This is a genomic window from Pseudomonas sp. IT-196MI5 (genome assembly GCF_949767415.1).
Lineage (GTDB): Bacteria > Pseudomonadota > Gammaproteobacteria > Pseudomonadales > Pseudomonadaceae > Aquipseudomonas.
This window is the reverse complement of the sequence record NZ_CATKPZ010000009.1, coordinates 62,568-74,940: the sequence shown is the minus strand read 5'-3', so window position 1 is coordinate 74,940 and position 12,373 is coordinate 62,568. Positions and strand designations below refer to the sequence as shown.

General features: G+C 58.2%; 10 protein-coding genes and 1 pseudogene. 1 reads left to right on the top strand and 10 read right to left on the bottom strand.

The window, feature by feature from the left end:
• Window positions 1-60: 60 nt before the first annotated feature.
• A complete protein-coding gene (locus tag ACM6IK_RS06575; protein ID WP_414873644.1) occupies window positions 61-513 on the bottom strand; it encodes a PaaI family thioesterase in 453 nt (150 codons plus the stop codon).
• The gene (locus ACM6IK_RS06570; RefSeq protein ID WP_414873643.1) at window positions 510-986 is read right to left on the bottom strand and encodes a PaaI family thioesterase; all 477 of its coding nucleotides are present in this window, start codon (window positions 984-986) and stop codon (window positions 510-512) included. Before ACM6IK_RS06570 ends, ACM6IK_RS06575 begins: the two co-directional genes overlap by 4 nt.
• Window positions 987-1,144: 158 nt before the next feature.
• Here ACM6IK_RS06570 and ACM6IK_RS06565 point away from each other — a divergent pair, with 158 nt between their 5' ends.
• Entirely contained in the window at window positions 1,145-1,417 is a 273-nt protein-coding gene (locus tag ACM6IK_RS06565) for a hypothetical protein (RefSeq protein WP_414873642.1), read from the top strand.
• A 66-nt stretch (window positions 1,418-1,483) separates the two neighbouring features.
• Here ACM6IK_RS06565 and ACM6IK_RS06560 read toward each other — a convergent pair.
• From ACM6IK_RS06560 to ACM6IK_RS06525, 8 genes and pseudogenes are all read right to left on the bottom strand, one after another.
• Window positions 1,484-1,600 (bottom strand): annotated as a pseudogene (locus ACM6IK_RS06560) (MAPEG family protein); the annotation flags it as partial.
• An 18-nt stretch (window positions 1,601-1,618) separates the two neighbouring features.
• Window positions 1,619-2,356, bottom strand: a complete 738-nt coding sequence (locus ACM6IK_RS06555) for a DUF599 domain-containing protein (RefSeq protein ID WP_414873641.1) — start codon at window positions 2,354-2,356, stop codon at window positions 1,619-1,621.
• Between the two features lie 272 nt (window positions 2,357-2,628).
• Entirely contained in the window at window positions 2,629-3,942 is a 1,314-nt protein-coding gene (gene brnQ, locus ACM6IK_RS06550; RefSeq protein WP_414873640.1) for a branched-chain amino acid transport system II carrier protein, read from the bottom strand.
• Between the two features lie 410 nt (window positions 3,943-4,352).
• Window positions 4,353-5,234, bottom strand: coding sequence for a succinate--CoA ligase subunit alpha (gene sucD / locus ACM6IK_RS06545; RefSeq protein WP_003223019.1), 882 nt, complete (start codon window positions 5,232-5,234; stop codon window positions 4,353-4,355).
• Entirely contained in the window at window positions 5,234-6,400 is a 1,167-nt protein-coding gene (gene sucC, locus ACM6IK_RS06540) for an ADP-forming succinate--CoA ligase subunit beta (protein WP_007919879.1), read from the bottom strand. The genes sucD and sucC overlap by 1 nt, the downstream gene beginning before the upstream one ends.
• A gap of 198 nt (window positions 6,401-6,598) precedes the next feature.
• The gene (gene lpdA, locus ACM6IK_RS06535; protein ID WP_108231346.1) at window positions 6,599-8,035 is read right to left on the bottom strand and encodes a dihydrolipoyl dehydrogenase; all 1,437 of its coding nucleotides are present in this window, start codon (window positions 8,033-8,035) and stop codon (window positions 6,599-6,601) included.
• Between the two features lie 110 nt (window positions 8,036-8,145).
• Window positions 8,146-9,360: a 2-oxoglutarate dehydrogenase complex dihydrolipoyllysine-residue succinyltransferase gene (odhB, locus tag ACM6IK_RS06530; RefSeq protein ID WP_414873639.1), complete on the bottom strand. Its 1,215-nt coding sequence runs from the start codon at window positions 9,358-9,360 to the stop codon at window positions 8,146-8,148.
• Between the two features lie 42 nt (window positions 9,361-9,402).
• Window positions 9,403-12,234 carry a 2-oxoglutarate dehydrogenase E1 component gene (locus tag ACM6IK_RS06525; RefSeq protein WP_414873638.1) on the bottom strand — a complete coding sequence of 944 codons (2,832 nt, stop codon included), beginning with the start codon at window positions 12,232-12,234 and terminating at the stop codon, window positions 9,403-9,405.
• Between the last annotated feature and the right edge of the window lie 139 nt (window positions 12,235-12,373).

Below are 12,373 nucleotides of genomic sequence, written 5' to 3'. Positions count from 1 at the left end.
TGGCTTAAGCCGCGACCTTGAGGGTCGACGACGGGTTGTCCTCAGAGTTTGGGGCTGAGTTCAGGATTTCAAGGGCTCTTCGAGTTTGAAATGTGCGCGGGCCGTGGCAATGGGTTCGGCCTCAGTGCTTTGCCAGGCGGTAATCGCCACGTTGGCGACCCGGCGGCCCTGGCGGCAAACCTGGCATCGGGCCCAGGTATCGCGAAACTGCCCGGCACGCAGGTAATCCAGGGAGAAGTCGATGATCTTCGGCACCCCGGGCGTTCCGGTAAACACCAACAGGTGCAGTGCCGCGGCCAACTCCATGAACCCGGCGATCACACCGCCATGAATCGCCGGCAACAAAGGGTTACCGATGTTGTCCTTGTTCGCTGGCAGCTTGAACAGCAACTCATCTCCCACCCGTGAACATTCGACGCCGATCAGCCGGGCATAGGGAATCAGATCCAGCAGCGAGGCGTAATCGCCCTGCTCGCGGGCCTTTTGCAATTGGTCCTTCAGAGATTCGCTCATTGCGCACCTCCGGCAACCACGCCACCAAAGCCCTTGGTACCCTTGATGCCCTTGCCCATACGCATGAAAGTGCCCACCACATGGGCAATGGGTTGCCCGGGGTCATCCTGATAGGCGAAGCCACGGGCAAAAATCACGTCAGTGGTGACCCGATAGCATTGGGCAAAGCCGTAGACATCCTTATGCGGCTCGGCGGCGTGCATGTAGTCGATGCGCAGGTCGAGGGTCGGGCAGACCTCGAACTCCGGGAGCCCGCAGAGCGTCGCCATGCCACAGGCCGTGTCCATCAGCGAGGTCAACGCCCCGCCATGAATCACGCCGGTTTCAGGATTGCCGACGATCTGCGGGCTGTACGGCAGCACAATCGTCAGCCCTTCGCTGCTGGCGCTGTGAACGCTTAGTCCAAGTACCTGACAATGTCGCAGCGCCGACAGAAAGCGCGTCGCACGCTCAAAAACGGGATTTTCAGCCATTTGATAAAAACCCTTGTTTAAATCCGTACAGTGCAGTGGCGGTCCGGGTAAAAGTTCCGCATTAGAACAAACTTATATATCTGAAAGAATTAAGGAACTTAACGCTGATACTTGGGTTCTTAAGGCCAGTAGATGCTTTTCATCAGGAGAAACACCCCATGCGTAAGACTTTAGCTATTGCCTTGATGTTGACCGCTTCCCTCGGTCTCGCTGCCTGCGATAAAAAATCCGAGGACAAAGCTCAAGATGCTAAACAACAAGCTGAGCAAACCCAGCAAAAAATGAACGAAGCTCAGGATAAAGTGAACGACGCGGCGAAAGAAAACGCCGAAGCCGCCAAAGATCAGGCTGAACCGAACGCAGAAGCGCCAAAAGAGGCTGCTCCAGCTGCTCCAGCCGCTCCAGCCGCTCCGCAAGCGCCTAAGTACTAATCCGTTTTTTGTGTGATGAAAGAAAACCCGCCTGGTGCGGGTTTTCTTTTGTCTGCAAAAAAGCGATTAGAGAAAAATCGTGCGAAAAGTCGGACTAATCATCAACAACAAAAAACAGATTAATCCCACCAGCCAAACCAGACTGCGCTGCCGGGACAGATCCCTCCAGTAACACACTGGATAGCCAGCGCGGACGCCCAATCAGGCAGCGTCTTTATTCACCTCGGACGATGGCGCCTCTGTAGGGGTATAGACCATCACATCGAGAACGTCGGAGTGAAACTCGCGGCGATACAATACGAAGACCACACCGGCACTCATCAACATGAACAGCCATGGACTAACGAACCAGGCCAGCATGGTCATGCCGAAGTAATAAGAGCGCAGGCCAAAGTTGAACTGGTTGGCAGCCATGGAGATGACACGGGCTGCACGGGCGGCAAAGGCCCTGCGCTCCTGCTCGGACACATGGCGTTCACCGACCATCGGCGCCGACCCCACCAGTATCGCTGCAAAGTTGTACTGGCGCATGCACCAGCTGAACGTGAAGAACGCATAGACAAACACCAGCGCCAGGCACAGCAACTTGATTTCCGACATGCCCTGAGAAGCCTGCTGCACCATCGGGATATCCGCCAGCAACGATACCGCCCGCTCCGAAGCCCCCAACACCGTGAGAATACCGGCCAGGATAATCAACGTACTCGAGGCGAAAAACGAAGCGTTGCGCTCCAGATTGCCGATCACGCTGGCATCGGCGATGCGGTTGTCGCGCAACAGCATGCGACGCATCCAGTCTTCGCGATAAAGGTGCAGAACACTGGCCAGGCACGCCGTATCACGACCCTTCCATGTGGCATAGCGGGTGTAGCCGCCCCAGCAGATAACGAACCAGATAGCGGCAAGAATGTGGATCAGGTTGGCGTGGATGAACGACATGCAGGTCCTTGGGATGTATTTGTAGGAGCGAGCTTGCTCGCGAAGAACCTGAGAGCAACGCGCCTATCCAGAAATCACGCGCCATAGTTCACGACCTTCGCGAGCAATCGAGCGTCGACCGGCTGCTCCTACATCAATGGGTTTGGCAGTCTTTCGACGTTAGCCCGAAAAAAAAGACACTGCCTCAATCCCATAAAAAATGCCCCGTATCGATTGATACGGGGCATTTCTGTTTCTGCTCAAAACCCGCTTGTGGCAGGCCGTGAAGCGACTTAAGCCAAGGCTTCGGCGCGCTTGCCCAGCAGGCGATCGCAAACCACTGCGACCGCCAGTGTCATCACCGACGGCACCAGCCAGGCCAGGCCCTGCTCGCTCAGCGGCAGGTGGGCCATTTGCGTCGGCATCCAGTCCGCCAGACCTGCACCCTTGAGGGCGTCGATCAGGCCGAAGATGAACGACACCAGCATGACCGGGCCGAGGATACGACCCTGCTCATGCCAGAAGTCCTTGCAGAAGCTCAACGCCACCAGAACGATGCACGGCGGGTAGATCGCGGTGAGCACCGGGATCGAGAACGCAATCAGCTTGGTCAGACCCAGGTTGGACACCAGCAGGGAGAACGCAGCAAGGATGATGACCAGCGTCTTGTAGGACAGTGGCAGCACTCGGCTGAAGTACTCGGCACAGGCACAGGTCAGGCCGACCGCAGTCACCAGGCACGCCAGCGAAATCAGCACGGCCAGGAAACCACTGCCCAGCGATCCGAAGGTGTGCTGCACGTAAGCATGCAATACCGCCGCGCCATTGGTAGCGCCAGCGGCCACTTCGTGGCTGCCTGAACCCAGGCGGAACAGGCTGACGTAAACCAGCGCCAGGCCCACACCGGCAATCAGGCCGGCAATGATCGCGTAACGGGTGATCAGTGCGGGCGACTCGACACCGCGGGAACGGATGGCGTTGACGATGACGATGCCGAACACCAGGGCGCCCAGGGTATCCATGGTCAGGTAACCATTGATGAAGCCTTGGGAAAACGGCGCGGCCATGTATTCAGGGGTTGCTTGGCCAATGTCACCGGCCGGCAGGGCGAAGGCTGCGATACCCAGCACGGCCAGGGCGATGATCTTCAGCGGCGCGAGGAAGCGCCCCACGGTATCGAGCAAACGGCCCGGATACAACGAGATGAAGAACACCAGCAGGAAGTACACCGAGCTGTACAGGAACAACGCCAGCGGGCTCTCACCGGTCAGCGGCGCCAGACCGACTTCGAACGATACCGTGGCGGTACGTGGCGTCGCGAACAGTGGCCCTACGGCCAGATAGCAGGCAGCCGCCAACAGACCGCCAGCCACTTTACCGATCGGGCTGCTCAATGCATCCATTGCCCCACCGACTTTCGCCAGCGCAACAACGGTGATCACTGGCAGACCGACCGCGGTGACCAGAAAGCCCAGCGCCGCCATCCAGACATTGGGCCCGGACTGCAAACCGACGATAGGCGGGAAGATGATGTTGCCAGCCCCGACGAACAGGGCAAACGTCATAAAACCAAGTGCCAGGATGTCCTGGCCTTTCAACACTTTCATTAAGGAAATACCACACTACTGAATCGGAATTTAGAGAGGGATTTCCCTATGGGTGAGGGAAATGCTGTCGGTCCGTATGAGACCAACCCTTTTAGCGCGTTGCTGCCTTGTGGGCCGCAGACGCAAAAATGGCGCGTAGACTAACGAATTCGGACCAGAAACGCACTGTTTGAGGGCGAACATTCCGATCTACGACATTTTCGTGTCGCGTTTATGCATATAAATGGTTGTCGTCTATAAGTCCGTCATCGCGAGCAAGCTCGCTCCCACAGGATTTGTGAACACTCGAGATCTACTGTGGGAGCGGGCTTGCCCGCGAAGGGGCCAGCACAGCCAACACAAATGCCAGAAACGACAAAGGCCACCCGAAGGTGGCCTTTGTCTGGTGAAGCGTCAGTCAAGCGCGAGGCTTACTTGACAGCCCAACCGGTCAGCTCGGCCAGGGCCTTGCCGATGTCTGCCAGCGAACGCACGGTTTTAACGCCTGCGTCTTGCAGAGCAGCGAATTTCTCGTCTGCAGTGCCTTTGCCGCCAGAGATGATTGCGCCAGCATGGCCCATGCGCTTGCCCGGAGGAGCAGTCACACCAGCGATGTAGGAAACAACCGGCTTGGTCACGTGTGCCTTGATGTAGGCAGCCGCTTCTTCTTCAGCCGAACCGCCGATCTCACCGATCATCACGATCGCTTCGGTCTTCGGGTCTTCCTGGAACAGCTTCAGGATGTCGATGAAGTTCGAACCCGGGATCGGGTCACCACCGATGCCGACGCAAGTCGACTGACCGAAACCGGCGTCAGTAGTCTGCTTCACAGCTTCGTAGGTCAGGGTGCCGGAACGGGAAACGATACCGACCTTGCCTGGCAAGTGAATGTGACCTGGCATGATGCCGATCTTGCATTCGCCTGGAGTGATCACGCCTGGGCAGTTAGGGCCGATCAGGGTAACACCCAGCTCGTCGCACTTAACTTTAGCGTCCAGCATGTCCAGGGTAGGAATGCCTTCGGTGATGCAGACGATCAGCTTGATGCCGCCGAAAGCCGCTTCCAGGATCGAGTCCTTGCAGAAAGGAGCCGGAACGTAGATCACGCTGGCGGTGGCGCCAGTAGCAGCTACAGCGTCTTTAACGGTGTTGAACACTGGCAGGCCCAGGTGCTCGGTGCCGCCTTTGCCTGGAGTTACGCCACCGACCATCTTGGTGCCGTATTCGATGGCTTGCTGGGTGTGGAAACTACCTTGCGAACCGGTAATACCCTGGCAGATAACTTTGGTGTCTTTATTGATCAGGACGCTCATTATTTGCCCTCCGCAGCTTTGACGACTTGTTGAGCAGCGTCGGTCAGGCTGGTAGCAGCGATGATGTTCAAACCGCTTTCTGCCAGTACTTTAGCGCCCAGCTCAGCGTTGTTGCCTTCAAGGCGAACAACAACCGGGATTTTCACGCCGACTTCTTTCACCGCGCCGATGATGCCTTCGGCAATCATGTCGCAACGAACGATGCCGCCGAAGATGTTGACCAAAACTGCAGCGACGTTAGTGTCGGACAGGATGATCTTGAACGCTTCGGTCACGCGTTCCTTGGTAGCACCGCCGCCCACGTCGAGGAAGTTGGCTGGTTTGCCGCCATGCAGGTTGACGATGTCCATGGTACCCATGGCCAGGCCAGCACCGTTGACCATGCAACCGATGTTGCCTTCCAGTGCTACGTAGTTCAGTTCGAACTTGGCAGCGTGCGCTTCGCGCGGATCGTCTTGCGACGGATCGTGGAAAGTTTTCAGCTTAGGCTGACGGTACATGGCGTTGGCGTCGATGTTGATCTTGGCGTCCAGGCAGTGCAGATCGCCGTCAGCCTTGATCACCAGCGGGTTCACTTCCAGCAGAGCCAGATCGTGATCCTTGAACAGCTTGGCCAGACCTACGAAGATCTTGGCGAACTGAGCAACCTGCTTGCCTTCCAGACCCAACTGGAATGCCAGCTCGCGACCCTGGAATGGCTGAGCGCCAACCAGCGGATCGATAGTGGCTTTCAGGATTTTTTCTGGCGTGTCGTGAGCGATTTTCTCGATGTCCACGCCACCTTCGGTGGAAGCCATGAACACGATACGACGGCTCGAACGGTCCACGACAGCGCCCAGGTACAGCTCTTTAGCGATATCAGTGCACGATTCAACCAGGATCTTGGTGACTGGCTGACCATTGGCGTCAGTCTGGTAAGTCACCAGACGCTTGCCCAGCCACTGCTGTGCGAATGCCTTGGCATCTTCTTTGCTGCGAACCAGCTTTACGCCGCCCGCTTTACCGCGACCACCGGCGTGGACCTGGGCTTTGACAACCCACTCGCTGCCGCCGATTTTGTCGCAAGCTTCTGCTGCTGCTTCCGGGGTGTCTACCGCGTAACCGGTGGAAACTGGCAGGCCGTATTCAGCGAACAGCTGCTTACCCTGATACTCGTGAAGATTCATGCTTATTACCGTCTTCGTTAGGTACTGCGCATTCGGTGCTGCACTCATTCAAGTGCCGCACCACCTGTGACTGCTGCTTGCATAGCCTTTCCGGATACCCGGTGCAGCTATGCAAGACTGCGTCCAGCGGATATTCCGCGGTGAGTCTTGCATGCAAGGCTCACGACGGGCCAAACCGCCGTGGTTTCTTATTATGTCTTAACGCTTCTTGCGGTTGGCGATGTGGATGGCGCCGCCATTCACAGCCAAAGCTGCTTCGTGCAAGGCTTCGGACAGGGTCGGATGGGAGAAAACCATCATGCCCAGGTCTTCAGCGCTGGTGCCGAATTCCATACCGATCGCGCCCTGCTGAACCAGTTCTGCAGCGCTTGGGCCAATCACGTGGACGCCCAGTACGCGGTCTGTCTTGGCATCTGCGATGACCTTGACGAAACCACCGGTGTCGTTGGCAGCCATGGCACGGCCAGAGGCTGCGAACGGGAAGGTGCCGACGTTAACTTCAACGCCTTCAGCTTTCAAGGCCTGCTCGGTTTTACCGACCCACGCGATTTCCGGGTGAGTATAAATAACCGAAGGGATCAGGTCATAGTTCATCTGGGCCTTGTGGCCCTTGATGCGCTCGACAACCATGATGCCCTCTTCCGAGGCTTTGTGCGCCAGCATCATGCCGCGAACCACGTCGCCGATGGCGTAAACGCCCGGTACGGTGGTGGCGCAATGATCGTCAACGTGCACGAAACCGCGCTCGTCCAGGGTCACGCCGCAGTCGGCAGCCAACAGATCAGTGGTCACCGGACGGCGACCAACGGCTACGATCAGCTTGTCGAACGTGATGTTCTGTTCGCCCTTGGCATCGGTGTAGTTCACCACGACTTCGTCGCCGTTCACTTTGGAACCGGTTACGCGAGCGCCCAGCTTGATGTCCAGACCCTGTTTGGTCAGGGTTTTCAACGCTTCCTTGGAAACAGCGGTGTCCGCTGCCATCAGGAAGGTGTCCAGGGCTTCCAGGACAGTTACTTCTGCACCCAGACGCGACCACACCGAACCCAGTTCCAGACCGATCACGCCAGCGCCGATCACGCCCAGACGCTTAGGCACGGATTGGAATTCCAGGGCGCCAGTCGAATCGACGATCACATTCTGGTCAACCGGAGCTGGCGGAATGTCGATCGGACGCGAACCTGGAGCCAGGATGACGTTTTCGGCTTCGATGATTTCTACCGAGCCGTCTGGCTTGGTGACTTCGACTTTCTTGCCGGCCAGCAGTTTGCCGTGACCCTGGATCGAGGTCACACCGTTGGCTTTGAACAGGGTCGCAACGCCGGAGGTCAGGCCTTTGACGATGTTGGCTTTACGGCCGACCATCGCTGGCACGTCCATGGTCACGCCAGCGTGATTGATACCGTGGATCGCGAAACCGTCCTGGGCTTCGTGGAATTTCCACGAGCTGTCCAGCAGGGCCTTGGATGGAATGCAGCCGACGTTCAGGCAAGTACCGCCGAGGGCCAGTTTGCCTTCCTTGTCGGTGTATTTCTCGATGCAGGCAGTGGAGAGGCCCAGTTGCGCTGCTTTAATGGCAGCCACGTAGCCGCCAGGGCCCGCACCAATCACTACCACGTCGAATTTCTGAGTCATGTGTCATTCCTTCTCGAATCAAACCGGACGACCCCTTTTGGGGACCGTCGTGGGACGAAGCTGGTCATTACAGAAGGGCCGTCCATCGCTGGGCGGCCCGTGCAACGAAATCAGATATCCAGCAGCAAACGAGCCGGGTCTTCCAGCAGGTTCTTGATGGTAACCAGGAAGGTCACAGCTTCTTTGCCGTCGATCAAACGGTGATCGTAGGACAGTGCCAGGTACATCATCGGACGGATAACGACCTGACCGTTGATGGCCATAGGGCGCTGGATGATGTTGTGCATGCCCAGGATGGCCGCTTGTGGCGGGTTGACGATCGGAGTCGACATCATCGAACCGAAAGTACCACCGTTGGTGATGGTGAAAGTACCACCGGTCATTTCGTCCATCGACAGTTTGCCGTCGCGGGCTTTCTTGCCGAAGGTGGCGATGCCGCCTTCGATTTCAGCCAGGCTCATCAGTTCGGCGTTACGCAGGACCGGTACAACCAGGCCGCGATCGCTGGAAACTGCAACGCCGACGTCAGCGTAGCCGTGGTAAACGATGTCGCCGCCGTCGATCGAGGCGTTGACCGCCGGGAAGCGCTTCAGCGCTTCGGTGGCCGCTTTCACGAAGAACGACATGAAGCCCAGGCGCACGCCGTTGTGGGACTTCTCGAACAGATCCTTGTACTTCGAACGCAGCGCCATGACTTCGGTCATGTCGACTTCGTTGAAAGTGGTCAGCATCGCCATGTTCGACTGAGCTTCAACCAGACGCTTGGCAACGGTGGCCCGCACACGGGTCATCGGTACGCGCTTCTCGATGCGCTCGCCAGCAGCGAACACCGGAGCAGCAGCGGCAGGTGCAGCAGCCTTGGCAGGCGCGGCGGCCGGTGCGGCTTTCTTGGCAGCAACGGCTGCAACCACGTCTTCCTTGGTCACGCGACCGCCTTTGCCGGTACCGGCAACGGAAGCGATGCTGATGCCATTCTCTTCAGCCAGCTTGCGGGCAGCCGGAGCAGCAACAGGATCGTCTTCGCCTTCGGCGGCAGCTGGAGCAGCGGCAGCCGCTGGAGCAGCCGCGGCTGGAGCGGCGGCGCCGCTGCCTTCGCCGATGGAGCCCAGTACTTCGTCGGACAGAACAGTGTCGCCTTCGTTCTTGATGATCGCGCCCAGCACGCCGTCAGCGGTGGCCAGGACTTCCAGCACGACCTTGTCGGTTTCGATGTCGACGATCAGCTCGTCACGCTTGACGGCGTCGCCCGGTTTTTTGTGCCAGGTGGCAACGGTGCCATCGGCAACCGATTCCGGGAAAGTGGGGGCTTTGATCTCGATAGCCATTGTCTGTGGTTCCTTAAATTCGGTTTCAGGTGCGCGAAGGCGTTAAACAGTAAAGGCGTCTTGCAGCAGTTGTTCCTGCTGTTCGGCGTGCATCGATGCGTAACCGCATGCCGGTGCAGCAGAAGCCTCACGGCCCGCGTACTCGAGTACGAGAGACTTGTTGAGGTTGCTGATGCTGCGACGCATGTGGTGTTGGCTGCAGTACCAGGCACCCTGGTTCATCGGCTCTTCCTGACACCAGACGGCATGCTTGACGTTGGTATAAGGCGCCAGGACTTCTTTCAAGTCGTCCTCAGGGAATGGGTACAGCTGCTCGATACGCACGACGGCGATGTCGTCACGACCTTCGGCACGACGTTTTTCCAGCAGGTCGTAGTAGACCTTGCCGCTACACAGAACAACGCGCTCGACCTTTTTCGGGTCCAGGGCATCGATTTCCGGGATAACGGTCTGGAACGAACCCTCGGCCAGATCTTCCAGCGTCGAGATGGCCAACTTGTGGCGCAGCAGAGACTTCGGAGTCAGAACGATCAATGGCTTGCGTAGAGGGCGAATAACCTGACGACGCAGCAAGTGATAGATCTGTGCCGGCGTAGTCGGCACGGCTACCTGAATGTTGTGCTCGGCGCACAGCTGCAGGTAACGCTCCAGACGAGCCGAGGAGTGCTCCGGCCCCTGACCTTCATAACCGTGCGGCAGCAACATGGTCAGACCGCACAGACGACCCCACTTGTGCTCGCCACTGGTGATGAACTGGTCGATAACCACCTGGGCACCGTTGGCGAAGTCGCCGAACTGGGCTTCCCAGATCACCAGCGCATCAGGCGTGGTGGTCGAGTAACCGTATTCGAACGCCAGCACCGCTTCTTCGGACAGGAACGAATCGTACAGGTCGAAACGTGGCTGGCCGTTGTACAGGTTCTGCAGCGGGATGTAGGTGCCCGCGTCTTTCTGGTTGTGCAAGACTGCATGACGGTGCGAGAACGTACCGCGGCCGATGTCCTGGCCGGTCATGCGGATCGGGTGACCTTCGAACGCCAGGGTCGCGTACGCCATGGTTTCGGCGTAACCCCAGTTGATCGGCAGGCCGCCGGCTTGCATCTTCTGACGATCTTCGTAGATCTTCGCGACCTGGCGCTGAACCACGAAGCCTTCCGGGATTTCCAGCAGCTTGGCGGAGAGTTCCTGCAAGGTCTTGAGGTCGAAGCGAGTGTCGTGACGTGCGGTCCAGGCGTGACCCAGATACGGACGCCAATCCACGAACAACTCTTTGTTCGGCTCTTTGACCAGGCTCTTCACCACGTGCAGACCGTTGTCCAGTGCGTTGCGGTATTCGTCGACTTTCGCCTGAACACGCTCTGCGTCCAGCACACCGCCCTGGGTCAGACGATCGGCATACAGCTCACGGGTAGTGCGCTGTTTGCTGATCTGCTGATACATGATCGGCTGGGTGCCGCTTGGCTCGTCGGCCTCGTTGTGGCCGCGACGACGGTAGCAGACCAGGTCGATCACCACGTCACGCTTGAACTGCATGCGGTAGTCGATGGCCAGCTGGGTCACGAACAATACGGCTTCCGGATCATCGCCATTCACATGGAGGATCGGTGCCTGGATCATTTTCGCAACGTCGGTCGCGTACTCGGTGGAACGCGAGTCCAGCGGGTTGCTGATGGTGAAACCGACCTGGTTGTTGATCACGATGTGCACGGTACCGCCGGTCTTGAAACCGCGGGTCTGCGACATCTGGAAGGTTTCCATGACCACGCCCTGACCTGCGAATGCAGCGTCACCGTGGATGGAAATCGGCAGAACCTTCTCACCGGTCGGATCGTTACGACGGTCCTGACGGGCGCGAACCGAACCCTCGACCACCGGGGAAACGATTTCCAGGTGGGACGGGTTGAACGCCATGGCCAGGTGAACTTCACCGCCGGTGGTCATCACGTTGGACGAGAAGCCCTGGTGGTATTTGACGTCACCGGAACCCAGCTCGACCTTCTTCTTGCCTTCAAACTCGTCGAACAGCTCGCGCGGGTTCTTGCCGAAGGTGTTGACCAGCACGTTCAGACGGCCACGGTGGGCCATGCCGATGACGATTTCCTTGGTGCCGTAGGAACCGGAACGCTGGATCAGCTCGTCGAGCATCGGAATCAGGCTTTCCCCGCCTTCCAGACCGAAACGCTTGGTACCCGGGTATTTGGTGCCCAGGTATTTTTCCAGGCCTTCACCGGCGGTCACGCGCTCGAGCAGGTGGCTCTTGATGTCGGCAGAGTACACCGGACGACCGCGCACGCTTTCCAGACGCTGCTGGAACCACTGGCGCTGCTCGGAATCTGTGATGTGCGTGAATTCAGCGCCGATGGTGCGGCAATATGTCTGCTGCAACGCTTCGTGAATTTCGCGTAGGCTCGCTTCCTCTTTGCCGATGAACAGGTCGCCGGCACGGAAGGTCGTATCAAGATCGGCATTGGTCAAGCCGTAATGATTGATCGACAGGTCTGCAGGTGCAGGACGCTGCCACAGTCCCAGCGGGTCAAGCTGGGCTGCCTGGTGGCCACGCATACGGTAGGCCTGGATCAATCGCAGCACTTCAACTTGCTTCTTTTCGTGCTCACTGCTCACGCTGCCGGCGGAAACCGGTTGGGCGCGGCGCTGGTTCTTTGCCAGCAAGACGAAATGGTCGCGAATTGTGGAGTGCGAAACATCGGTGGCAGAGTTGCCGTCGGCTGGCAACTTCTGGAAGTAGGTGCGCCACTCTTCTGGCACAGCGTTAGGGTCGTGCAGGTAGAGCTCGTAAAGCTCTTCCACATAGGCAGCGTTACTACCGGATAGGTAGGCACTGTTCCACATGCGCTGCATCACGCTTTCTTGCATGCTTGGTCACCCTCGGTTAGGGGAACACCATCGGTGTCGACACCGAGCAAACTTGCAGAAGTCCGAATGCAGCGACCAAAACAAGCCACTAGGATCACACTGATAGTCCGGGTACCAGCCCGGATGCCCCTGCTTGTCT

Coding starts and splice junctions, on each gene's coding strand:
- sucD (WP_003223019.1), bottom strand. CDS start 5,234: ATGAGCGTCCTGATCAATAAAGACACCAAAGTTATCTGCCAGGGTATT.
- odhB (WP_414873639.1), bottom strand. CDS start 9,360: ATGGCTATCGAGATCAAAGCCCCCACTTTCCCGGAATCGGTTGCCGAT.
- ACM6IK_RS06565 (WP_414873642.1), top strand. CDS start 1,145: ATGCGTAAGACTTTAGCTATTGCCTTGATGTTGACCGCTTCCCTCGGT.
- lpdA (WP_108231346.1), bottom strand. CDS start 8,035: ATGACTCAGAAATTCGACGTGGTAGTGATTGGTGCGGGCCCTGGCGGC.
- ACM6IK_RS06525 (WP_414873638.1), bottom strand. CDS start 12,234: ATGCAAGAAAGCGTGATGCAGCGCATGTGGAACAGTGCCTACCTATCC.
- brnQ (WP_414873640.1), bottom strand. CDS start 3,942: ATGAAAGTGTTGAAAGGCCAGGACATCCTGGCACTTGGTTTTATGACG.
- ACM6IK_RS06570 (WP_414873643.1), bottom strand. CDS start 986: ATGGCTGAAAATCCCGTTTTTGAGCGTGCGACGCGCTTTCTGTCGGCG.
- sucC (WP_007919879.1), bottom strand. CDS start 6,400: ATGAATCTTCACGAGTATCAGGGTAAGCAGCTGTTCGCTGAATACGGC.
- ACM6IK_RS06575 (WP_414873644.1), bottom strand. CDS start 513: ATGAGCGAATCTCTGAAGGACCAATTGCAAAAGGCCCGCGAGCAGGGC.
- ACM6IK_RS06555 (WP_414873641.1), bottom strand. CDS start 2,356: ATGTCGTTCATCCACGCCAACCTGATCCACATTCTTGCCGCTATCTGG.